This is a genomic window from Rhizobium leguminosarum, from assembly GCF_002953715.1.
In the GTDB taxonomy this organism is placed as follows: domain Bacteria; phylum Pseudomonadota; class Alphaproteobacteria; order Rhizobiales; family Rhizobiaceae; genus Rhizobium; species Rhizobium leguminosarum_V.
Genome location: NZ_CP025013.1, coordinates 284,903 through 307,601 on the forward strand (window position 1 = coordinate 284,903; position 22,699 = coordinate 307,601).

The window sequence follows — 22,699 nt, forward strand, 5'->3', positions numbered from 1 at the left end:
TTGAAGTGCGTCGCATCGATCCAATCGATGCGGCGCGGTTTAAAACAGCAGCATGGGGCCGCACCAAGGCCGTCCCTTTCTTCATCTCCCAGGAGACATTCATGCAGGAACTTGGAACGGGCGAAGCCGTCGCCCGGGCGAAGGCCATTTATGACTATGGCCAGACGGCCATCTTCGCCTCTCAGGCCGATCCCCGCCTTCATATGGTGCTTTATGTGCCGCCGACGGCGGCAGATGGCCGCAAGCTCGACCTCCTGGTCGCGGTCCACGGCACCGGGCGCACATCGGCCATCGACTTCCGCGACGGTTTTGCCGAATTCGGGCTCTACAACGACTGCGCCGTCCTTTGCCCGATTTTCCCGGTTGGCGTTCTCGGCGATGGTGCGCGTTCAGGCTACAAGTTTCTTGAGGAAGGCGACATCCGTTACGATCAGGTCGTCCTTGCCATGGTCGCGGAGATGGCCGACAAATACCGCCAGGACTGGTCCAAATTCGCCATGTTCGGCTTCTCCGGCGGCGGGCATTTCGTGCACCGTTTCACCATCCTGCATTCGGAAAAGCTCTGGGCGGCATCGATCGGCGCACCTGGTTCCGTCACCCTTCTGGATCCGACGCGCGACTGGTGGGTTGGCATTCGGGATCTGGAGGCGCGCTTCGGCAAGGCCTTCCGGCCCGAAGACCTCGCCAAGGTGCCGGTGCACATGATCGTCGGCGATGCCGATCTGGAGACCTGGGAAATCACCCACAAGCCGGGTGGCAAATATTATATGGATGGCGCAAACGACGCCGGCAAAACGCGGCCGGAGCGTCTTGCCGCCCTGGCGAGCTCATTCCGCAATGCGGGTGTCGATGTGACGTTCGATCGTGTTCCGGGCGTCTCTCACGACCGGATGAAAGTTCTGGGCTACGTCAAGGCCTTCCTGGCAAAGGTGCTGGAGGGCCGTCGCGCGAAATGAGAAATGCAACGATCGTAGCGCCTCAGCCGGAGGCAGTCGAAGCCGGCGCGGAAGTTCTCGAACGCGGCGGCAATGCCATCGACGCAGCACTCGCCTGCGCTTTCGTCCAAGGGGTGGTCGACCCGCAGATGGCCGGCATCGGCGGCTTCGGCTCGATGCATGTCTACATGCCGAAAAAGGGCGTGCACGAGATCCTCGAATTTTATGCGCGCGCGCCGTTGAAGGCTGCGCCTGACATGTGGCTCGACAAGATCAAGCACCAGAGCCGCGACGGCTTCGGCTACGTGCTTGAAGGCAATATTTCCGATATCGGCTATCTTGCCGTCTGCACCCCCGGCTCGCTCAAGGGCTATGAGACCGCGCTGCGCGACTACGGCACCTTCGATTGGGCCGATCTCATCAAGCCGGCTATCCGCCCTGCCCGCAACGGTTTCATGATCCGAAACCACATGCACTGGTATTGGGCCAAGGACCAGTCGAATGACGGTTTTGCCAACACGCTCGACAAGCTGCGATTTTCTGAAACGGGCCGGAGAACCTATTTCCACGACGACGGCACGCTCAAGAATGTCGGCGATCTGCTCGTCAACAAGGACATGGCAGAGACCCTCGAACGCATCGCGCGAAGTGGCGGCTCGGACATCTTCTATCACGGCGAACTGGCCGAACAGATCGCCGACGATTTCAAGACACATGGCGGCCTGATCGATCGGCAGGATCTGGCGCGTTACGAATTGTCGAAGGTAGAGCCGGTTTGGGGCGACTACCGCGACAACCGCATCGCCACCTCACCTCCGCCAGGCTCGGGCTTCCCGATGCTGGAACTCCTGCATATCATGGAGCAGTTCGATGTCGGCTCGCTGCAGCATGGCAGCGCCGAACATGTTCGCATCCTGTTCGAAGCCATGAAGCGGATGACGATCGACAAGGACGCGCATATGGGCGATCCCGCCTATGTCGACGTGCCCTATGAAAAGCTGCTGTCGAAAGAGCATGCAAAGGCGCATGCCCGCGCGATCAAGGCGGGCGAGATCGCCAACGTATCGCGGCTTGATGGGTCGCAGCGCGACACAACCCACATCTCGGTGATCGACAAGGACGGCAATGCCGTCGCGATGACCCACACCCTCGGCAGTCCCTCGGGCGCGATCACGGACGGCCTCGGCTTCATGTATAATGGCACGATGAGCCGCTTTAATCCGCTTCCGGGCAAGCCCGGCTCCATCGCGCCCGGCAAGCGGCGTCCCAGCTCGGCGGCTCCGACGATCGTCTTCAAGGGTGACGAGCCCAGCATCGTCATCGGAGCGCCAGGCGGCAGCTATATCGCGCCGGCCGTTGCGCAATGCCTGATGAACATGATCGATTTCGACATGTCCGTGCTCGAAGCCGTCTCGGCGCCGAGGATCGTAGGGGTGTCAAACACGATCGACATCTGCAATCGCATTCGACACTCTGTCGAAGACGATCTGCGGGCGCAGGGCTACCAGGTGGCGCGGTCGCCGCAGACATATGCGTTCGCCGCAGTCCACGCGATCAAGATTGAAGGCGGCATCTCGAAAGGCGCGGCCGATCCGCAGCGCGACGGCATGGCGATCTCCGTCGCCTAAAGCATGTCGCGCAAAAGTGCGCAGCGGTTTTGCGACAACGACATGCGTAAAAACAAAGACGTCGATTCAAAATGTTACAGTGTCCTTTGCGGCTCTCGAAAAGACGCACGGCGCTGTAGGGAGAGGTTCAATGGTCACATCCATTATCAGGCGGTTGATACAGGCGCTGTTCGTCGTTGTCGCGATGACGATCATTGTCTTCATCGGCGTCAATGTGATCGGCAACCCGGTCGACATCCTCATCAACCCGGACGCCAATCAGGCGGAGCGGGCACTCGTCATCGCACATTACGGTCTGGATCAGCCGCTGTGGAAACAGTATCTGCTGTTTCTCCAGGGACTTCTGCACGGGGACTTCGGCAACAGCTTCGTTTATGGGCGGCCGGCGCTGGGTCTGATCCTCGAACGTCTCCCGGCGACGCTCGAACTGGCGATCACGGCTCTTGTCATTGCGCTGCTGTTCGGCTTGCCGCTTGGGCTGTATGCAGGGCTCTACCCCAATCGGATCTCCTCCAAGCTCATCATGAGCGGCTCAATTCTGGGCTTCTCGCTTCCGACCTTCTGGGTCGGTCTCATGCTGATCATGGTGTTTTCCGTCGAGCTCGGCTGGTTGCCGACAAATGGCCGCGGCCCAACGCGGGAACTGCTTGGCGCACAATGGTCGTTTCTGACCGGGGACGGCATCAGGCATCTTCTATTGCCGGCCTTCAACCTGGCTCTGTTCAAGACGTCACTCATTCTTCGGCTGACCCGCGCCGGTGTACAGGAGGTCCTTCCCCAGGACTATGTGAAGTTTGCCCGCGCCAAGGGATTGCGAGAGCGGCGGATCATTTCCGTGCACGTTCTCAAGAACCTGATGATCCCGGTGGTGACCATCATCGGGCTCGAGTTCGGCTCACTGATCGCCTTTTCGGTCGTCACCGAAAGCATCTTTGCGTGGCCGGGCATGGGCAAGCTCATCATCGACTCGATCAACCTTCTCGATCGCCCGGTCATCGTCGCCTACCTGATGATGATGGTGCTGCTCTTCGTCGTCCTCAATTTCATCATCGATATTTGTTATACCCTTCTGGATCCGCGGGTCCGGCTGGAAGGAAAGGCTTGACCCCATGGCCGAACCACAAACGCAAGACACCAGCGCTCCAGCGCCCGAACCCAGTCGTCTGTCGAAAGGGATCGCGGATTTCTTCAGCTCTCCGGCAGCCGCGATCGCCTTCCTCACGCTGGTGATCATCTGTTGCCTCGCGCTGTTTGCGCCATGGATCTCTCCGCAAAATCCCTATGACTTGATGCAGCTCGACATCATGGATGGACGGCTGCCGCCGGGGTCCGAATCCATGACCGGGCTCGTCTATCACCTCGGTACCGACAGCCAGGGCCGCGATATCCTGTCCGGCATCCTCTATGGCCTGCGCACCTCTTTGCTGGTGGGCGTTCTGTCGGCTTTCGCTGCTGCCATCATCGGAACCTCAGCCGGATTGTTTGCGGCTTACGTGGGAGGGCGCACGGAAACCGCGATGATGCGGCTCGTCGATCTGCAGCTCTCGTTTCCCACCATATTGATGGCGCTCATGATGCTCGCCGTGCTCGGCAAGGGCGTACCCAACGTCGTGATCGCACTGATCATCGCCGAATGGGCGACCTATGCCCGCACGGTGCGCGGCACCGCTCTGGTCGAGCGCGAGAAGGAATATATCGAGGCGGCCCGGATGCTGCGCCTGCCCGGATGGCGCATCCTCTTCAGGCACCTGCTACCGAATTGTCTTGCGCCGGTCATCGTCATCGCCACGATGCAGATCGCCCGGGCAATCGGCCTCGAAGCAACCTTGTCCTTCCTCGGTCTCGGTGCATCCGTGACCGAACCCTCGCTCGGCATGCTGATCTCGACGGGCTACCAGTATCTTCTGACAGGCCTTTACTGGATCAGCTTCTTCCCCGGCATTGCGCTTCTGGTCACGATCGCGGCGATCAATCTCGTCGGCGACCGGCTGCGCGATGTCCTCAACCCGAGGAACATGTCATGACCCCATTGCTGCAAGTGAGCAATCTCGTCACCGAATTCGGCGGCGGCAGGGGACGCCCCAGCCTTTGCGCCGTCAACGATGTGTCGTTCACGGTGGAGCGCGGCAAGGTCCTTGGTCTTGTGGGAGAATCCGGATCCGGAAAGTCGGTGACCGGCTTCTCGATCATGCGGCTCCTCGACAAGCCCGGCCGGGTTGTCGGCGGCAGGGTCATCTTCGACGGCGCCGACATCGCGAGATATTCGGACGAAGAGATGCGGCAGCTGCGCGGCAAGCGGATCGCCATGGTATTCCAGGATCCGATGATGACGCTCAATCCGGTCCTGACGGTCGGAACGCAGATGGTGGAAGCCGTCCAGGCGCACGAGCGAGTCTCGAAGGATGCCGCCCGGCAGCGGGCGCGGGATGCTTTGGCGCTGGTCGGAATACCAAGCCCTGAAGAAAGGCTTGCCGCCTATCCGCATCAGTTTTCCGGCGGAATGCGCCAGCGCGTGGCGATTGCCATCGCGCTTCTTCACAAACCGGACCTCATCATCGCCGATGAACCGACAACGGCGCTTGATGTGACGATCCAGAGCCAGATTATTTCCGAATTCCAGAAGCTCACCGAAGAGGGAAATACGGCGGTGATCTGGATCACCCACGATCTGGCGATCGTCTCAAGATTGGCCGACGAGATCGCCGTCATGTATGCCGGCCGCCTCGTCGAGACCGGACCGGTGGGCAAGGTTCTGACCGATCCTCACCATCCCTACACGGCCGGTCTGATCGCTTCCGTTCCTTCGCAAAACAGACGCGGAGAGCCCCTTCACCAGATCCGCGGCATGACGCCGGCGATCAACCGCCTCCCACAGGGATGCAGTTTTCGTACGCGCTGTGATCGGGCAACCGATGGCTGTCTGGTCATGCCGGCGCTCATGCCGGAAGGCGATCGCTCCTTCCGCTGCATTCATCCCGTAACGAAAGAGATAGCATGATGACCACGACCGCCATGCCCCTGATCGAAGCGAGGAACGTGTCGCAGCGCTTCGGAGCCAAACCCGACCTCGCCGCCAAGATCGCGCTCAAGCTCAAGCTGGCCAAACCGGCGCCTGTCGTTCACGCGCTTGATAATGTCAGCCTCAGCATCCGGCCCGGAGAGGTTGTCGGCCTTGTCGGTGAAAGCGGCTGCGGGAAGTCGACGCTCGGCCGCGCCATTGCAGGGATCACCTCGCCAAGCCAGGGCCACATTCTCTGGAAGGGGATGGACCGAAGCGCCATGTCGAAAGGCGAGCAGCATCAGTTTGGTCTCGCCAGCCAGATGATTTTCCAGAATGCGATGGCGGCTCTCAATCCGAGGATGACCGTCGAGCAGCTTATTTGGGAGGCGCCTCGAACGCATGGGCTTGCCCGCTCGACGGAACGCGATGCCTATGTCGACAGATATTTGATGCTGGCCGGTTTCGACCCGGCCATGAAAAAGCGATACCCGCACCAGTTTTCCGGTGGCCAGCGGCAGCGTGTCAATATTGCCCGCGCGCTCGCCGTGCAGCCGAAATTCCTCGTCTGTGACGAAAGCGTCGCCGCACTCGACGTTTCCATCCAGGCCCAGGTCATCAACCTGTTCATGGAACTTCGTGACAAGCTCGACCTGACCTATTTGTTCGTCAGCCATGATCTCGGCGTCGTGGAACATATTTCCGACCGCGTTGCGATCATGTATCTCGGCCGCATCGTCGAAGAAGCACCCGTCGAGGAGGTTTTCAGGCGGCCCAATCATCCTTACACGAAAGCGCTCTTGGCCGAGGTGCCGCGCATCGAACCCGGCAAGCGACAGTTCAAACCCGTCGATGGCGAACTCCCCAGCCCGATAAACCCGCCCAAAGGCTGTCACTTCCATCCGAGATGCCCGTTTGCGATGGACCGCTGTTATATGGAAGCGCCGGTGAAAAAGGAAATTGCACCGGGGCACTTGTCGGCTTGCCACCTCAACGATGAATGATCTCAAACGATAGGATCGCTGATTGCTTCAGGCCTAAAATCATCCCTGTTCTAATGTGCATGAGCGCCGCCCGGACGGGACACTTTTTTCAACCCGGCTCCCGCTGCAGCGGTGTCCGCCAGGGACGCATCGCCGAGCGAGATGACGCCGGTTAGGCGTTTGTCACGATTGACGACGGGAAGGCGGCGGACCTGGACCTGCCCCATATTGCGGGTCACGTCGTCGACATCTTCGTCTTCGAAACAATATTTGACATCGCGCGACATGACTTCGCGCACCTTTGCATCGCCCCCGAGTCCGTCGGCAAGCCCGCGCACGACGAGATCGCGGTCGGTGATCGTTCCGACGAGCCGGTCGTTGTCGCCGACCGGCAGGAAGCCGATCTGCCTGTCGGCCATGCATCTCGCGATTTCGGCTATCGTCTGATTAGGGTTGGCGATTTCTACATCGCGCGACATGATCTCTGACACTTTCATGGTCTTTCCTCCTGCTTGTGCGGTTAGCGGAACGTCAAACGTTGCGGTGAGAGTCGTTCCGAAAGGAGGCGGCTCCATTTATGCCCGCTCCTCCTGGTCACTCCTCGACCCATCTTCAACGGGGCTTATCAGGATCCGACCTGAGGGCCTGGACTTCTGCCGGCAGTCCGTGGCGCACTTTCCGCACCTTGCTCGGATCACTATAGTAACATAGGCCCCGAAAACCGACCTTACGGTTGGCGTCGATTGAACATGATGATGGTTCGAATCTATCAAACCAGCCAGGGAGACGAAAGTTCCGGAAGCCATCGTTAATTGCTCCGGCCGCATCGTCAGGAATCCGACGTGCCCTCCTCCTCCACGAATATCCCCCAAGCGGCGATGAAGAGAGCGGCTATCAGCGGCCCGATCACGAAACCATTGATGCCTAGTAGAGAAATGCCGCCAATGGTGGAAATGAGGACAACATAGTCGGGAAGCTTGGTCTCCCTGCCGACCAGGCGCGGCCGCAGAAGATTATCGACAAGACCGATGACGAGGGCGCCGACCGCAACCAGCACAATCGCCTTCACCCAAAAGCCGGCCAGGGCCAGGTAAATGGCCGTGGGCACCCAGATCAATGCAGCGCCGACCGCAGGCAGCAGCGACAGGAAGCTCATCAGTACGCCCCAAAGAAGGGCTGGCTCGACGCCGAGGGCCCAAAAGGCGATCCCGCCGATCGAACCCTGGATGATGGCGATGATAATATTGCCTCGCACGGTCGCGTGAACGACCGAAGTGAATTTGGAGGTGAAGCGAAGGGTATGGGCATCGCTGAGAGGCAGCGCTCGTCTGATGGCGCGGGCAACGGCGCGCCCATCCCGGAACATGAAGAATAGGAGATAGAGCATCACGCCGAAGGTGACGAAGAACCGCAGGGTGTTCTGACCGAGGCTCAAGGCGCGTCCGGCAAAAAAACCGCCGCCCTGCATCAATGCCGAGGAAACGCGGTCCTGAAACGTATCGACGCCATTCAGCTCGATGCTCCGGAGCCAGTCGCGGAGGAACAAGGGCAATGCTTCCTGCAGATTATGAATAAAGCTCCGGACGTCGATCTCGCCGCTGTCCATACGTTGATAGAGATGGTTGCCCTGCTGGACGAGTGAACTGAGGACGATCAGCCCGGGAATGATCACGACGCAGAGACAGATCAACACAGAGAGCGCTGCAGCAAGGTTTCCCCGCCCACCCAGCCGAGCCTCCATACGGGCGTGAAGCGGGAAGAAGATGATAGCGAGGACGACTGCCCAGAATATCGCCGAATAGAACGGTAGCACGACGGCGACGAACGCAATGGTCACGAGGACCAGAAGCACATAGAAACTGACACGCTGAAGGAGCATTCGATCGTTCCGCTTCGAGACCGCGATGATGGTAGCACAGATGCGGCGGCAGCGCGGGGCCTCCCCTCCACCCTAACGGCGCGATAACGCAGGCGCCGTCTCGCGTGATTTCACCGAACTGGCATATCGATTGGCTTTGCAGGAAGCATCCGGGGCGATCGTCAGATTGCTGAAAGGTGTCGGGCATTTGCCCCATCATGTGGTCCCTGCCGTGGCGCGACGGATGCTTGGTGATCTTGTGGAGGCATCCGCACAAGAAACGGAACTCCCGCGTGTGAGGAGCATCGGCTCGTAGGCGGTTGCGGAAGCGCCATCTCGCAAAGAGTACATGCCGGACTTCAGAGGAGATGAATCCCCGGCCCTTTAATTCGAAGCGCCGCGGCATTCCAGAGCAACGATGGGGCAATACCAGACACAGGAGGCCCGCGACCCGATCTCTGCCTTTAGGGTGGAGATGATTTTTCTATTGTGGCAAATGAAAAATCTGATTTACTGACGCTTCGCTGCTTGGCTTTAAGGGGGATATTGCCGATGCCGTGGACACGCAGAAATATTGTGCTTGGTGGATTGGCGTTACTTGGCGCCGGTGCAGTCCGGAAACCGGCATTCGCCGCCGCGTCTTCCTTTTTCGACGGCACCATCGTCGACAATGGCGTGACGTTCCGAAGAACCAACTTCGCCAAGATCGACAAGAAGTGGCACCGCCAGGTCGTCAAATATTTCAGCAGCGAGCCGATCGGCACCGTCGTCGTCGATACGAGGCACCATTTCCTCTACGTGATCATGGAGAACAAGACGGCCATCCGCTACGGCGTCGGCGTCGGCCGCGAGGGCTTCAAATGGTTTGGCCGCGCGACGATCGACAGCAAATCGCTTTGGCCGCGCTGGACGCCGCCGCCTGAGATGCGCAAGCGCCATCCCGAACTGCCCGAATTCGTGGCGGGAGGCTCACCGAAAAATCCACTCGGTCCCCGCGCCATGTATCTGCATCGCGACGGCGTCGACACCGGCTATCGCTTCCACGGCACGCTGGAGCCGTGGAGCATCGGCAAGGATGCGTCGAGCGGCTGTATCCGCATGTTCAATGAAGACGCCATCGATCTTTACCAGCGTTGCCCGATCGGCACCGCGGTGCAGGTTCTGCCGCATATTGCCGATCAGGCTGAGAATGCCGCGCAGGTCAGCCAAACAACTCCGGTCGAATGAGGAATATCACCCTGATGTCTGCTCCGACCGGATATGTGAGGCGCCTTGCCGGCGCAGCCATGCTCCTGGCGCTCGCCGCCTGCAGCACCACCGATATCGCCTCCGTGGAAGAACCTGCTGCGGCGCCGATGACCGGCCAGACCAACGATCCGGCGCCTGGTTTCGAGAATGTTGCGATGGGCAGCGAAGAGGATTTCATCCTCAATGTCGGCCGGCGGATCTACTTCAAGCAGGATTCCGCAACACTCGATTCTGTCGCCATGGCAACATTGGATAACCAAGCCGCCTGGCTCAACAAGAACCCGTCCTGGCTGCTCAAGCTGCAGGGATTTGCCGACGATTCCGGCTCCGCATCCAAGATGGAGACGCTGTCGCAGAAGCGCGCCGATGCCGCGATGGCCTATCTCGCCTCGAAGGGCGTGGAGGCCAGGCGCATGTGGGCCAAGGGCTACGGCAACGACCGCGAAGTCCGCGATTGCACGGAGCGCTCTTGCAAGGTCCAGAACAGGCGCGTCGTCTCCAATCTGCGCGCTCAGCCCGACGCGGTCTGATCGCAGATCGAACCACTCAACGCTTGGCGCGGACGCGCCAAGCGCTATCGGCCGGGCTCAGCTCGAATACGACATGGATCTCGCTAGCCTGCGTTTAATACGAAGGTGGCAGTACATATTCGAGTGGTGACGGCAGATCGATGATGAACCTGATATCCGCGGCATTCGACGCCACAATCAGCTGGTAATCGCCGGGTTCGGCGCGGAAGGCCCCGGCCTCGATGTCGAAATAAGCGAGATCGCGCGGCAGGATCTTCATTTCGGCCGTCCCAGTCTCACCGGGCAGCAGCGAAAGCTTTGCGAAGGCGCGCAGTTCCTTGTCCGGCCGCTCCACCCTGGATTTTGGCGAACGCACATAGAGCTGGACCAGTTCCGATCCGGCCCGATCACCGATATTGGTCAGATCGATGCTGACAGTCAGGCCCTCGGTACCCATGTCGCTCGCCGACAGGCGCGGCTCACCCCAGCTGAAGCGCGTATATCCAAGGCCGAAACCGAAGGGGAAGAGCGGCTCGACAGCGCGTGTATCGTGGTGACGGTAGCCGACGAACACGCCTTCGGCATAGCGCACATGCCCATCCTTGCCGGGATAAACGGCTGTATCGCCCGTCATGGCGGAATTGTCGGCAAGCGCCTTCGGGAATGTCTGCGGCAGGCGCCCACCGGGCTCGACATCGCCGAACAGGACATCGGCAACGGCATTGCCCAGCTCCTGCCCGGGATACCAGATCTGTAGCACGGCGCGAACCTTGCCGAGCCAGGGCATTTCTAGCGGACCGCCGGTCTGCAGCACGACCACGGTGTTGGCGTTGACGGCCGCAACCCGCTCGATCAGTTCCTCCTGCCGGCCCGGAAGCCGCATGTCGGGCAGGTCCAAGCCCTCGGTGTCCCATTCGCCGTCGCGGCCGACGAAGAGAAGCGCCACATCGGCATTCAGCGCCGTTTCGACGGCGTCCTCGATATCGGCCTCGCCCAAGGGCTTTTCGACGCCGAACCGAATGGCCGTGAGGTTGATCCCCTCCCCGTTCGCCACCGGCGGATCGTACTCGACGGTGACGGCATGGGCTCGGCCCGCATCGAGCGCCACCGTGCCGCGCTGTTCGTCATTGGCCGTGCCGAAATAGTTTTCGCCGCGTGTCCAGCGGTCATGGCCGTCGACGGTGAGCCTGCCATCGACGAAGAGCCGGGCCAGTCCGGCATTGGTCATGCCGAAGACATGATCGCCGCTCTCCTCCGGCACGAATTGCATCGTCATCCGTGCCGAGAAATCGGTGGGGTCGAGCTCGGTCGACGGCAGCTCGAACCAGAAGAACTCACCCTTGTCGACGGTCTCGACATGAAGCGGATTGCCCCGGCAACCGCGCCCCTTGAAATATTCGACGGTGATCTTTCCCTTGGCCACCTCGATCAGACGGTTATGGCGGCAGCCGACGGCGTGGCTGACGCTGTTGGCATTGGAAAGGGCGGCTCGAATGCCTTCGAGTGGGCTGACCGTATAATGCGCCGCGATCTGCGCGCTGCCGCCGCCCATGACACGCGCGCTCGCGGCGTTGGGTCCGATGACGGCGATCCGGTCGAGCGATGCCTTGGCAAGCGGCAGCATGCCATCGTTCTTCAAAAGGACCGCGCCTTCCGCGCCGAGACGCCGGATCAGCGCTCGGTCTTCCGGCAGGTCGACCGCCTGCTCCGTGAGGTCGGGCCTCTTCTCGAACGCGCCGACCCGCTCGAGCAGCAGCAGGATCCGCCGCGCCGCCGCCCGCACCGTGGCGGCTTCGACGCTGCCCTCGCGCACGGCCGCAACCAGCTTCTCGCCGCGCTCGCGCGCCGGGCCGGGCATTTCGAGATCGAGACCGGCATTGATCGTCTCGGCCGTCGAATGCGAACCGAACCAGTCGGACATGACGATCCCGTCGAATCCCCATTCCTCGCGCAGCACCTTGGTCAGCAGCCACTCATGCTCGCTGGTATAGGTGCCGTTGAGGCGGTTATAGGAGGACATGACGGCCATCACGCCAGCGCGCCGGACGGCCTGTTCGAAGGGCGGAAAGTAGATTTCGCGCAGCGTCCGCTCGTCGATATCGGAAGACATGGTCTGCCGCTCGATCTCGGATTCGTTGCCGGCGAAGTGCTTGATCGTCGCCGCGATCCCCTGGCTCTGCACGCCTTTGATATAGGCGACCGCGAGTTCCGCGGTCAGCATCGGATCCTCGGAATAACATTCGAAATTTCGCCCGTTGAGCCCGGAACGATGGATATTCACCGTGGGCGCGAGCAGTACGGCGGCACCCTTGCTCTTCGCTTGGCGGGCAAGCGCCACACCCATGCGCTCGACCAGGTCGGGATTCCATGTGGCGCCGAGCGCTATGGCAGTGGGAAAGCAGGTCGCCTTGACGCCGCCGACCAGCGAACCCGCGCCGCGGGCGCCATTCGGGCCGTCCGTCACCTTGATCTTCGGCACATCAAGACGCTCAACGGGAACCGTCGTCCAGAAGTCGGCGCCGGACAGCAGGGAGACCTGCTCCTCGAGCGTCATCTTGTCGAGAATGGAATCGATCATGCAAACCTCCCCTTCAATCGAATTTCGGGTGCCGCGAAGTATTGCCGGAGCGTGCGCGGTGCTAACTCCTCCGGCGGCAAACGCGAACTTCTCAGCGCGTAAGGCAGCTCTTAAACCTACCGATTACTCGGTATTTTTAAGATGTCAACTGGCGAAGCCTGATGTATGGATAAAGAGCGCCGGAGAAACCGGCGGGAGAGACGATGGCAGAGTTTTCCGAATCGATGACCGGACAGGACGAAAAGCGACGACGCAGATCCCGCAAGGGCGAGGCGCGCCGCGCGGAGATCCTGACGGCTGCGATGCGGCGCTTCGCCGAAGACGGCTACCAGAATGCCGCCATCGGCGATGTGGCCCGCGACGTCGGCCTGTCGCTGCCCGGCCTGCTGCACCATTTCCCGACCAAGGTCGATCTGCTGCTCGCCATTCTGGACAAGCGCGATCTCGAAAGCGAAAGCTTCATCGGGCCCTATCGTTCCGATCTCCGCGGCCTGCTCAAGGGCATGGTCGAGGTCTTCCGCCGCAACGCGGAAATGGTCGAGGTCATCAGGGCTTTCGCCATCCTGAATGCCGAGAGCCTCATGAAGGATCACCCGGCCAAGGCATGGTTTCTCGATCGCGCCACTCAGCTGCAGAATGACATCGCCGCGACCTTCGAAGAGGCCGTCGCCGATGACTCGATCGACGGCGAGATTGATGGCAGGGCGATGGCGGCCGAACTGATCGCCGTGATGGACGGCCTTCAGATGCTCTGGCTGCGCGATCCCGCCCGCTTCGATATGGTCGGCGGGTTGGAAGCCTATATCAGCCGCCTGCTGGTGAGCCTTGGTTTAGAGGGCTGAATTGAGTTGAGCGCCGCGGATCATTCCGCGGCACCGAAGTGAAAGAGAGCCGTCGGCCAAGACATAGCCTCAGGCTTTCTTCAGCTTCCAGGTCCGGATTTCGAACGGCATGATGTCGGCAGGTCCCTTTCGCTCCATCGGCTCTTCGAGAATGTTCAGCGGCTGGGATGCTGCCCATCCGGAAGGCAGGCCGAGGGAGAGGTTACCGCGCCGGCCGGCCGGTTCGTAAAGGCGCAGGATGAGACCATCGCCCTCTTCCGCCGGCTTCAGGCCTGAGAACGCGACGGGGATGCCGGTGACCGCAAGCGGCGCAAAAGTGCCGGCGGAGAGGCCGCTGGCTTCGGCTGAGACGAGCGGTTGGTTGAGATCGATCGCCTCGTCGAGAACGCCGCCTTCATGCCAGGTGCCTTCATGCGGCATCAGTGCATAGGTGAAGCTCTGTTCACCTTCGTCGGCCAGCGGATCCGGATAGATCGGCCCGCGCACGAGGCTCATGCCGATCACATTGCCACGGGCGCTATGGCCGTATTTGGCATTGTTGAGCAGCGCGACCCCGAAGTCCGGCTCGCTGATATCGACGAAGCGATGCGCGACGGCCTCGAACATCGCCTGCTCCCAGGACGTATTCGTGTGCGTTGCCCGCTCGACGATGCCGAAGGCGCATTCGAAGGTCGCCTTGCGGGCCTGCGCGGCGACCGGGTTCAGGGTTCGAAGCAGTGTGCGGCGATCATGCCAGTCGATCGTCGTTTCGATGTCGAGCCGCCTGGCGTTGGCCGTCAGCACATAGGTCTGCGTAACGCTCGAATTCCGGTAGCGGTAAACGACGCGGATCGCCGCGCGGTGCGGCCCGTCTTCAACGAGGGTGATACTCTCAGGCGCATCGAGGCGGACGGCCTTTTCGGCATAATCCGCATCGATGTCCCAGGCGTCCCAGTTGCGCGGCTTGTCGGCCGGATAGACCCAGAGCTGATTTGCCGAGCCGTCGACCGCTTCCCGGCCCGTTGCCTTGTGAAGCAGGCTCGAAACCGCCCCGTCCTTGCCGATGGCGACCGAGAGGTGGTCGTTTTCGAGACGGTCGGGGCCTGCCTTCAGCCCGCCTGCCGGCCTGAGCGAGCCCTTGTCGAAGACCGCGACGGACAAGGGGGCAACGAGATCCGCGGCCGCGACGACCGTGCCGTCGGAGAGCGTTGCGCTGAGCGGCCTGGCCGCAAGAGACGGATTGACGACGACGAGGGCATCGCCAACCCCGCCCTTCGGTAGCTTGGCCGACAGCGCCTGCAATGATTTTGCCTGCTCGGCCTTGGCATGGTCGATGACGCCGCCCAGTTCCTGCTCTGCATCCTGATAGACTTCACGGATGCTCGAGCCCGGCAGAATGTCGTGAAATTCGTTCTTCAGCACCACGCGCCAATCCGCTTCGAGGTTTCGGGGCCTGTCTGCTCCAAGCATATGCGCCAGCGAAGCGATGGTTTCGGCGGTGATCAGCGCACGTTCGGCCTGGCGATGTTTGCGCTTGACGCCGCTTTGCGACGTCAGCGTGGCGCGGTGCAGTTCGAGATAGATTTCACCGTCCCACACCGGAAGGTTCTTTTCCCCAGCGGTGCGGTGCGCCTGCTCGTAATAGCTTTTGACGGTGCCCCAGCGTGCCTGCGGGATCGCCGGGAAATCGCGCAACTGCACCTCGCGCTCGACCATTTCCGGCGTGACGCCGCCGCCGCCATCGCCGTAACCGACGGCCAGCAGCGAGGTATCGTGTTGCGTCTTGCCGCGGAAATTCTTCCATGTCGGCACGTAGCAATCGGCTTGCACGAAGCCGTTGTAACCCTGCATCGGATTGTCGAACGTATGGGTCAGCACCTGGCTGCCATCGAGACCCTTCCACCAGAAGAGATCGGAGGGGATATGGTTGGTCTCGCTCCAGTTGACCTTGATCGTGAAGAAGCTGTCGATGCCACCCTGTCTCAGGATCTGAGGCAGCGCGCCGGAGAAGCCGAAGCAATCCGGCAGCCAGCAGACCGTATGGCGCGTCCCGAAGGTCTTTTCGAAATAACGCTGGCCATAGAGAACCTGACGGGCGAGGCTTTCGCCGGTCGGCATGTTCGTGTCGGGCTCCACCCACATGCCGCCGACGGTTTCCCACTTTCCGTCCGTGACCTTCTTCTTGATGCGATCGAGAAGCTTCGGGTCTTCCTCTTCCATCTGCGCGTAATAATGGGCGGTCGATTGATTGAAGCGGAAATCGTCAGAACGCTCCATCAGCGAGAGGGCCGTATTGAAGGTGCGCCGCATTTTCCGCCGCGTCTCGCGATAGGGCCAAAGCCAGGCGAGATCGATATGCGCATGGCCCGTCAGCAGCAGTTCTCCATTCGGCGGGAAGCGCTTCTGCAGCTCCTTCAACCGCGCCGTCAGAGCCTCGAAGGCCGTGGCTGCCGAGCCGCTCTGCTCTTCCGTGAGGCCCGCCGGATTTGCCTCAAGCTCCGGCAGTTCCCAGATCTTCTGCTGCATGACGGCGCCGGATGTGCGGGAGATATAAGCCGCCGTATCCGACGGCCAATCGAGACTGCGCAACGCGTGCTCGGCGGCATCCATCAGATGCGGCACGACTTCATGCTCGCCGAGCACCTCGATTGCCTCGGCAACCTGCTTCAACAGAAGATGCAGGCGGTGAGCGGGACCGTCGAGCCAGATAAACCGGGCCTTGTTGAGCCTCGGAGCGCGATTGGGCTCGCCGAACGGAAACCGGGCGACGGTTTCCGTTGCGATCGAAAAGCGGTGACCCTTCACCGGGAATTCTTGATGATAGGGATCGAGACCGAATGTTTCGGTCTCACCGTCGGGATAGCTCAGCGTAATCAGGCTCTCGCCGCCGAGATCGAGCTGCAGGCGAATATCTGCCAGAGGCCACGCCTCCGGCGCTTCAGCGGTCACGGCGAATTGCACCATCCCCTGGCGGTGCGGCCAATTCTGCTGATGTGCGATCGGCTCGCCCTCGAAAGTCCAGCCGTCGATCGCAGCGCTTTGTCGATCTCGCCAATGAGCCAACTCGGCAATGCGAACTTTGAGACGATCGAGGCGCTGGGCAATGGTCAGAGGCATGGCTTATCCTGTTTAAAATCGACGGCTGACAATTTTGTCGTCAAGCTTTTGGGGCCGTGGTCATGGTTTTGGGGGAGATGACGCGACCGACATCGCGACTTGCCCGGTCCCGCTCCTCCAACAGTCCCGATGCTCTTAGATTAAGTAACTTTGATTTGGCGTCAAGTCCGTAAGAAATTCATTGCGGCAGACGATGGCGTGATACAAAAGCGTCGTATAGCTCTAAGGACGGCGACTATGCGGTATCTTCGATCAGGGCCGCGTCGGCTTCAAACCCAGGACACAGGCGCTCCGCGCGCCAAAACAGTCGGCCTGCGGTCCGGTGAAATCGCCGATCGAAATATTCGCGTCATTTTGGAAGCCATCCGCCGCCACGGCCCGCTGACGCGGATGGAGCTTGGCCGGCATTGCGGCCTGACCGGCCCGGGGATTACCAATATTCTTCGTCGATTGGCCGAAGAGAAGCTTGTCACCTCCAACCGCCGCAACGGGCTCAGCGGCGGTGCGAGCGCCTCCGAGTTTGCCTTGCGCCCGGAAGGCGCTTTCTCGATCGGCGTCAAGCTTCGCCAGAGGCGCGGCGAGGCCGTGCTCATCGATCTCAGCGGCCAGGTGCATGACCGGGTCTATTTCGGCCTGGACCCCGCAGACAAGGTCAAGCTGGTGCACACGGCCGTCAGGGACATGGTCGATCGCCATGCCGCCATGCCGATCATCGGCCTTGGCATCGCCGCCAACGACTGGACGGACGCTCAAAGCGATCAGATCGCCGCGATGTCGACGATCGCGCGTCCTTATGTCGAGAACGAGTGTACGGCGAGCCTTCTCGCCGAACGCACGATCGGCAGCTCCGGCAGGGAAGGCGGGCTTGCGATGATCATTATCGACGACGACGTTCAGGCAGGCTTTCTCATTCGCGGTATTCCCTATTCCGGCGTGCATGGTCGGGCAGGCAGCATCGGCGAAATGCTGACCGGCCCGGACAATGTCCAGCTGAACACCGTCGTTGGTTTCGAGTCGCTGCGATCACGGATCGGCGACCAGGCATTCACCGACCTGCTGAAGGGCGAGGAAATCTCCTCGCCGTCACTGTCGCAATGGATACGGGAAGCCGCTGGCCATCTGCTCGACCCGATCATCGCCATGGCTGGATTCCTCGCTCCGAGCGTCGTCATGATCGGCAGCGATCTGCCGCAGGGCGTGATCGAAGCGCTGATCCATCAGCTTTCCATCGAGCGGCGCGACACGTCGACGAGACCGTTGCTGACCCCCTGGATTTCGCCGATGAAACCCGCGAGCTTCAGCGGTGGCGGCGTTGCGCTCGGCGCCGCCCTCCTGCCCTTCCTCAACACTTTGCTGCTGCCGCCAGCTTCGGCTTAATGCATGTTGCCTCAGCCGAGCGCTTCATCGGTGTGGCTGAGATCGGAGGCCAACGCCTTGTCCAGGACTTTCTGGATATTGGCCGCCCGCCGGAACGAGGGTTCCTGGGTCCTGCCCGCCCGCACGGCCTGGACGAAACGCTGATAGTTCGTCTCGACCGGATCGAAGGGGACGTCACGCCACGTCGCGGTGTGCACGTCTTCTCCAAGGCAGGCGCGAAGTGTCGATTTTCCGGTATCGTAGATCATCTCGATCGAGCCGGTTTCGCCATAGACCCTGAGGCGCAGCTGATCCATCTGTCCGGCCGCCGTGCGCGTCGCCTGGATCGTCCCGATCGCTCCGCCGGTGAAATCGACATTCATCGTAAAGCTGTCATTCGCATCAAGATCATATTCGCCGATCTTGTGTCCGGGCGCCTTGTCGAAGGTCTTCAGCCGCGCGAAGACATGAGCAACGTCGAGGCCGGAGCCGTAGGATGCGAAATCGACGATGTGAATTCCGATATCGCCGAGCGCGCCGTTGGATCCATGCTTCTTGCTCAGCCGCCACAGCCATTTGCTTTCGCTCTTCCAGTCGCCCCAGTGACGACCGACCAGCCAGCTTTGCAGATGCGACGCCTCGACATGGCGCACTTGCCCGATTTCGCCGGCGAGAACCATCTGCCGGCCTTTCTGAAGGGCAGGCGAATTGCGATAGGTGAAATTGACCATGCCGACCTTGCCGGATCGCTCGATGGCCTCGGTCATTTCCATGGCCTTGATCGCATCGGTGGCGAGCGGTTTCTCGCAGAAGACGTGCTTGCCGGCTGCGATCGCCTGTAGCGTCGTCGGGTGGTGAATGCGGTCCGGCGTGACATTTGCGACAGCGTCGAATTCGCCCCAGGCGAGAGCTTCCTCAAGGGTCGTGAAATGGTTGGCGATGCCATGTTCGGTGCAAAAGGCCGCGAGCCTTTCCGGGACGACATCGACGCCGCCCACGACGCTGACGCCTTCAATCGCCTTGAAGTTGGCGGCATGCTGGTTGGCCATGCCGCCGGTACCGAGAATGAGTAAACGCATCTTATCCTCCATAGAATTAACTCCCCCGCCGCAGTTCAGCCAGGGCAAAACCGCACTCACGCCACCGCGGCCATCCGCGATTGCCTCGTGCTCTTCTTCAGGAAAATTGCGGTGGGTGCGCCGCGCGGGACGCTCCATCACTTTCATGGCGCAGATCCTTTTCCGGAAATCGATCTCGATTTTCCGGAACTGTGCGCTAGCTGCTGTTGATTGTCGCCAGCATCTCAACCTCCCAGGTCTGGCCTTCCAAGCTGTGGCTTGACATCAAATCAAAGTAACTTAATCTAATTAATGCAGCACGGAAATGAGGAGAGGTCAACCGACCGCCAGGCTGTATCCGTTCAAAATGGGGAGGAGACCCATCATGAAGAGCGCCACCGTCAGCGCATTTGCGCTGAGCACCATGTTATTTTCAGCATCTACTTCATTTGCCCAGGAACTTGCCACGAAGGACAGGATCGGCCTTGCCGATGCGCCGAAGTCCCTCGTCGTCCGTTTGACGAACGACAGTCCCAACAATTCGGATCCGGCGATCGCCGAGGGCTATCAGAAGCTCTTCGTCGATTTCATCAAGAAGCATCCGGACTGGAAATTGCAGATGCAATTCATGTCCTCTGACATCGGCACCGAACAGGCCAAGATGCTGGAGCAGGCCAAGGCCGGCAACGCGCCTGACTGCGCTGCTGTCGACTCCTTCGTCCTCTCGCAGTTCATGGTCAATCATGTTCTTGCGGACTTCACGCCGTATTTTTCGAAGGAGGAAGTGGATGACCTTTTCCCCTTCATCCGCAGCGGCATCACGGATAAGGACCAGACGGTCCGTGCCTGGTGGTGGGATACGGACCTTCGCGTGCTCTACCGCAACAAGTCGATCGTTGCGGAGGCGCCGCAGACATGGGACGACCTGAAAAAGGCCGCGCTCGCCTCCACCAAGGAAGGCATGGAGGGCGTTCTCTTCAATGGTGGGCGCTGGGAAGGGACGACATTCGACTGGCTCGCGAATTATTGGGCGCTCGGCGGCAAGCTCGTCGACGACTCGGGCAAGCCAGTATTCGGCGAAGGCGAGAACAAGGAGAAATTCCTGAAGGCGCTGAATTATTTCAAGGATCTCGTCGATTCCGGCGCCGCGCCCAAGCGCGTCAGCACGATCGCGAATTACGACGATATGAACGCTGCGGCCGCAGCGGCGACGACGGCTCTCTTCATCGGCGGCAATTGGCAATATGCGCAGCTGAAGGCCACGCTCGACGAGGACGAGTTCAACAACTGGACCTTCTCGCCGATCCCCGGCCCCAGCGCCGATCAGCGTTCGACCGGCACCGGCGGCTGGACGATCGCCTCCTTCAGCAAGGACAAGGACAAGGTCGAGATGTGCGCCAACCTCGCCCGCGAGGTCTATATGGGGCCGGCAAACGCGCTGCAGCAGCAGTTGCCGACCAGGAAATCGCTGTTCGACAAATATGAGGTCTTTTCCACCGAAGCCAACAAGACCTTCGCCAAGGCTCTGGTCGACGGACAGGCACGCCCGGGTGTGCCGATCTATCCTGAAATCTCCAACCAGATCCAGATCATGATGGGCGACGTGCTTTCGGGGACCAAAAAGCCGGAAGACGCTTTGAATGCTGCCTTCAACGCGGCGCTGGAGGCTTACAAGCGTCTCTAGTGCTTCTGAGCGTGACGGCGCCTGCTCCCAGGCGCCGTCGACCTACAGTGCCGCGCGTCTCTTCAGACGCGCAAAGGACGCTGTAAGACTTTGAATCTGCGCATCGTGCTTTCCGATGCGCTAGCGAAACCCCGGACAGAGAAGCTAATGAGCCCCATTGCCATCGAGGCCGACAGCCCGCCTCAAAGCAGAACGTTCATGCGCCGTTTTGCCGGTGCGCCCCTGCCCTGGATCATGCCTGTGATCGTCGTCATCGGCATCTTCTATCTTTATCCTGTCATCGACGTTTTCAGGCTTTCATTCACCAATGCCACGCTGATCGGCGACAACCAGGATTATACGCTGGGGTCGATCACCAATGCGTTGAGCTCGCCGCAGCTGCCCGACATTTTATGGGCGACCCTCATCTTTGTCGGCGGCAGCGTCATCGGTCAGCAGATCTTAGGTCTTGCGGTGGCTGTTGTGGTCATCCGCGGCGAAAAGCGCGGCCTGTTCGGCACCACCATCCTCAGAACGACGGCGCTGGTTGCCTGGGTCGTCCCCGGAATTGCCGGCGGCATCATCTGGCAGATGCTCTTTTCCGAAGCGCCTTATGGCGCGCTGAACAGCATTCTCAGGCTGATGCACATGCCGACGGTCGCGTGGCTCTCGGACCCTGCTATTGCGCCGTGGTCCACCCTCATCTCCAACATATGGCGCGGCACCGCATTTTCGATGGTCGTCATGTATGCGGCGCTGAAGTCGATCGATCCCTCGCTCTATGAAGCGGCCGAGGTCGACGGCGCGACGGCATCGCAGCAGTTTTTCTTCGTCACGCTTCCGCAACTGCGCGCGGCGATCCTGGTCAATATGATCCTCATTACGATCCAGACGGTGAATACCTTCGATGCGATCATCACGCTGACGGGCGGCGGTCCGGGGCGTGCGACCGAGGTCATCTCACTCTACGTCTTCAATATCGTCTTTAGAAACTACGACCTGTCCGGCGGCAGCGTGCTCTCCGTGCTCATGCTGATCATCAGCCTCGGGCTTGCCTTCATCTACGCGTCGTTCCTGCCGAAGGAGGAAGAGCAATGAGCGGACGGACCGGAACGCGGCTCGGCGATGCGATGAGCTATCTGTTCATGCTGATAATGTTCGTGTTCTTCGCCGGCCCCCTCACCTATCTCCTGTCGATGGCAATGCGTGACAAGCGCGAGATCTATCGCGGCGCTGCGCGATATATTCCAAACAATCCCACCATCGATAACTTCATCACCGTTTTGAACAACAGCTACTTTCCGATCTATCTCTGGAACGGTCTCAAGCTTGCCGCCCTCAGCGGACTGGGCGTCCTGATCGTCGCACTGCCCGCGGCTTACGCCTTTTCCCGATTTCAGTTCCGGGGCAAGGGCCTGTCGATGATGGGGCTGCTTCTCTTCCAGATGATCTCGCCGCTCGTCATCATGGTGCCGCTCTATCGCTACATGAACCGACTCGGCCTGCTGGATACGCATTTTGCCGTCGTTATGGTCTACATCGCGCTGGGCGTTCCGCTGGCGACCTGGCTGTTGAAGAGCACGGTCGACGGCATCCCGCGCAGCCTCGACGAAGCGGCCATGATCGACGGCTGCAACAGGTTTTCCGTCTTCTGGCGCATCGTTCTACCATTGTCGGCGCCGGGCATAGCCTCGGTCTTCATCATCACGGTGATTGCCGGCTGGTCGCAATTTCTGGTGCCTTTTCTGTTGCTCACGAAAAATGATCTGATGCCGATCGGCGTCGGGATCTTTAACTTCCGCGGCATGCAAACCGACTCGTCCATACAGCTGCTTGCCGCCGCCTGCCTGATCGCGGTCGTTCCGGCGATCGTCGCCTTCCTGTCACTCCAGCGGCTGATCCTCGGTGCGATGACCAGCGGCGCGGTCAAGGGATGAGCGGTTCAGT

Annotated in this window: 18 protein-coding genes; 13 read left to right on the plus strand and 5 right to left on the minus strand. The window is 60.7% G+C overall.

The window, feature by feature from the left end; genetic code table 11:
• Positions 1-101: 101 nt before the first annotated feature.
• The 6 genes from CUJ84_RS25625 (at position 102) to CUJ84_RS25650 (ending at position 6,565) form a co-directional block, all read left to right on the plus strand.
• On the plus strand, positions 102-956 hold the full coding sequence (locus CUJ84_RS25625; RefSeq protein ID WP_105008517.1) for a hydrolase: 855 nt from the start codon (positions 102-104) through the stop codon (positions 954-956).
• Positions 953-2,563 (plus strand): gamma-glutamyltransferase, encoded by a 1,611-nt coding sequence (ggt, locus tag CUJ84_RS25630; protein ID WP_105008518.1) that lies wholly within the window; start codon positions 953-955, stop codon positions 2,561-2,563. The genes CUJ84_RS25625 and ggt overlap by 4 nt, the downstream gene beginning before the upstream one ends.
• A gap of 130 nt (positions 2,564-2,693) precedes the next feature.
• On the plus strand, positions 2,694-3,668 hold the full coding sequence (locus CUJ84_RS25635) for an ABC transporter permease (RefSeq protein WP_105008519.1): 975 nt from the start codon (positions 2,694-2,696) through the stop codon (positions 3,666-3,668).
• A gap of 4 nt (positions 3,669-3,672) precedes the next feature.
• Entirely contained in the window at positions 3,673-4,587 is a 915-nt protein-coding gene (locus CUJ84_RS25640) for an ABC transporter permease (RefSeq protein ID WP_105008520.1), read from the plus strand.
• Positions 4,584-5,561 (plus strand): ABC transporter ATP-binding protein, encoded by a 978-nt coding sequence (locus CUJ84_RS25645; RefSeq protein ID WP_105008521.1) that lies wholly within the window; start codon positions 4,584-4,586, stop codon positions 5,559-5,561. Before CUJ84_RS25640 ends, CUJ84_RS25645 begins: the two co-directional genes overlap by 4 nt.
• Positions 5,558-6,565, plus strand: a complete 1,008-nt coding sequence (locus CUJ84_RS25650; protein WP_199788851.1) for an ABC transporter ATP-binding protein — start codon at positions 5,558-5,560, stop codon at positions 6,563-6,565. The genes CUJ84_RS25645 and CUJ84_RS25650 overlap by 4 nt, the downstream gene beginning before the upstream one ends.
• A gap of 50 nt (positions 6,566-6,615) precedes the next feature.
• Here the strand turns inward: CUJ84_RS25650 and CUJ84_RS25655 are convergent, their stop codons facing one another.
• Together CUJ84_RS25655 and CUJ84_RS25665 are read right to left on the minus strand one after the other, a co-directional pair.
• Positions 6,616-7,041: a CBS domain-containing protein gene (locus CUJ84_RS25655; protein WP_017957358.1), complete on the minus strand. Its 426-nt coding sequence runs from the start codon at positions 7,039-7,041 to the stop codon at positions 6,616-6,618.
• 332 nt (positions 7,042-7,373) lie between these two features.
• Positions 7,374-8,423 (minus strand): AI-2E family transporter, encoded by a 1,050-nt coding sequence (locus CUJ84_RS25665; protein ID WP_105008522.1) that lies wholly within the window; start codon positions 8,421-8,423, stop codon positions 7,374-7,376.
• Positions 8,424-8,954: 531 nt separating this feature from the next.
• Between CUJ84_RS25665 and CUJ84_RS25675 the strand changes: the two genes are divergently transcribed.
• Both CUJ84_RS25675 and CUJ84_RS25680 read left to right on the plus strand, forming a co-directional pair.
• Positions 8,955-9,629: a L,D-transpeptidase gene (locus tag CUJ84_RS25675; protein ID WP_024321578.1), complete on the plus strand. Its 675-nt coding sequence runs from the start codon at positions 8,955-8,957 to the stop codon at positions 9,627-9,629.
• A 14-nt stretch (positions 9,630-9,643) separates the two neighbouring features.
• Entirely contained in the window at positions 9,644-10,180 is a 537-nt protein-coding gene (locus CUJ84_RS25680; protein ID WP_105009164.1) for an OmpA family protein, read from the plus strand.
• A 94-nt stretch (positions 10,181-10,274) separates the two neighbouring features.
• Here CUJ84_RS25680 and CUJ84_RS25685 read toward each other — a convergent pair whose 3' ends face one another.
• A complete protein-coding gene (locus CUJ84_RS25685; protein ID WP_105008523.1) occupies positions 10,275-12,737 on the minus strand; it encodes a beta-glucosidase in 2,463 nt (820 codons plus the stop codon).
• A gap of 203 nt (positions 12,738-12,940) precedes the next feature.
• Here CUJ84_RS25685 and CUJ84_RS25690 point away from each other — a divergent pair, with 203 nt between their 5' ends.
• Positions 12,941-13,579 (plus strand): TetR/AcrR family transcriptional regulator, encoded by a 639-nt coding sequence (locus CUJ84_RS25690; RefSeq protein WP_105008524.1) that lies wholly within the window; start codon positions 12,941-12,943, stop codon positions 13,577-13,579.
• 69 nt (positions 13,580-13,648) lie between these two features.
• Here CUJ84_RS25690 and CUJ84_RS25695 read toward each other — a convergent pair whose 3' ends face one another.
• The gene (locus CUJ84_RS25695; protein WP_105008525.1) at positions 13,649-16,675 is read right to left on the minus strand and encodes an alpha-mannosidase; all 3,027 of its coding nucleotides are present in this window, start codon (positions 16,673-16,675) and stop codon (positions 13,649-13,651) included.
• A gap of 237 nt (positions 16,676-16,912) precedes the next feature.
• Here CUJ84_RS25695 and CUJ84_RS25700 point away from each other — a divergent pair, with 237 nt between their 5' ends.
• Positions 16,913-18,052, plus strand: coding sequence for an ROK family transcriptional regulator (locus CUJ84_RS25700; protein ID WP_105008526.1), 1,140 nt, complete (start codon positions 16,913-16,915; stop codon positions 18,050-18,052).
• 11 nt (positions 18,053-18,063) lie between these two features.
• Here the strand turns inward: CUJ84_RS25700 and CUJ84_RS25705 are convergent, their stop codons facing one another.
• A complete protein-coding gene (locus tag CUJ84_RS25705; protein WP_105009165.1) occupies positions 18,064-19,110 on the minus strand; it encodes a Gfo/Idh/MocA family protein in 1,047 nt (348 codons plus the stop codon).
• A 364-nt stretch (positions 19,111-19,474) separates the two neighbouring features.
• Between CUJ84_RS25705 and CUJ84_RS25710 the strand changes: the two genes are divergently transcribed.
• From CUJ84_RS25710 to CUJ84_RS25720, 3 genes are all read left to right on the plus strand, one after another.
• The gene (locus CUJ84_RS25710; RefSeq protein ID WP_105008527.1) at positions 19,475-20,773 is read left to right on the plus strand and encodes an extracellular solute-binding protein; all 1,299 of its coding nucleotides are present in this window, start codon (positions 19,475-19,477) and stop codon (positions 20,771-20,773) included.
• 147 nt (positions 20,774-20,920) lie between these two features.
• Positions 20,921-21,850: a carbohydrate ABC transporter permease gene (locus CUJ84_RS25715; RefSeq protein ID WP_020047456.1), complete on the plus strand. Its 930-nt coding sequence runs from the start codon at positions 20,921-20,923 to the stop codon at positions 21,848-21,850.
• A complete protein-coding gene (locus tag CUJ84_RS25720) occupies positions 21,847-22,689 on the plus strand; it encodes a carbohydrate ABC transporter permease (protein WP_003562327.1) in 843 nt (280 codons plus the stop codon). The genes CUJ84_RS25715 and CUJ84_RS25720 overlap by 4 nt, the downstream gene beginning before the upstream one ends.
• Positions 22,690-22,699: the final 10 nt, after the last annotated feature.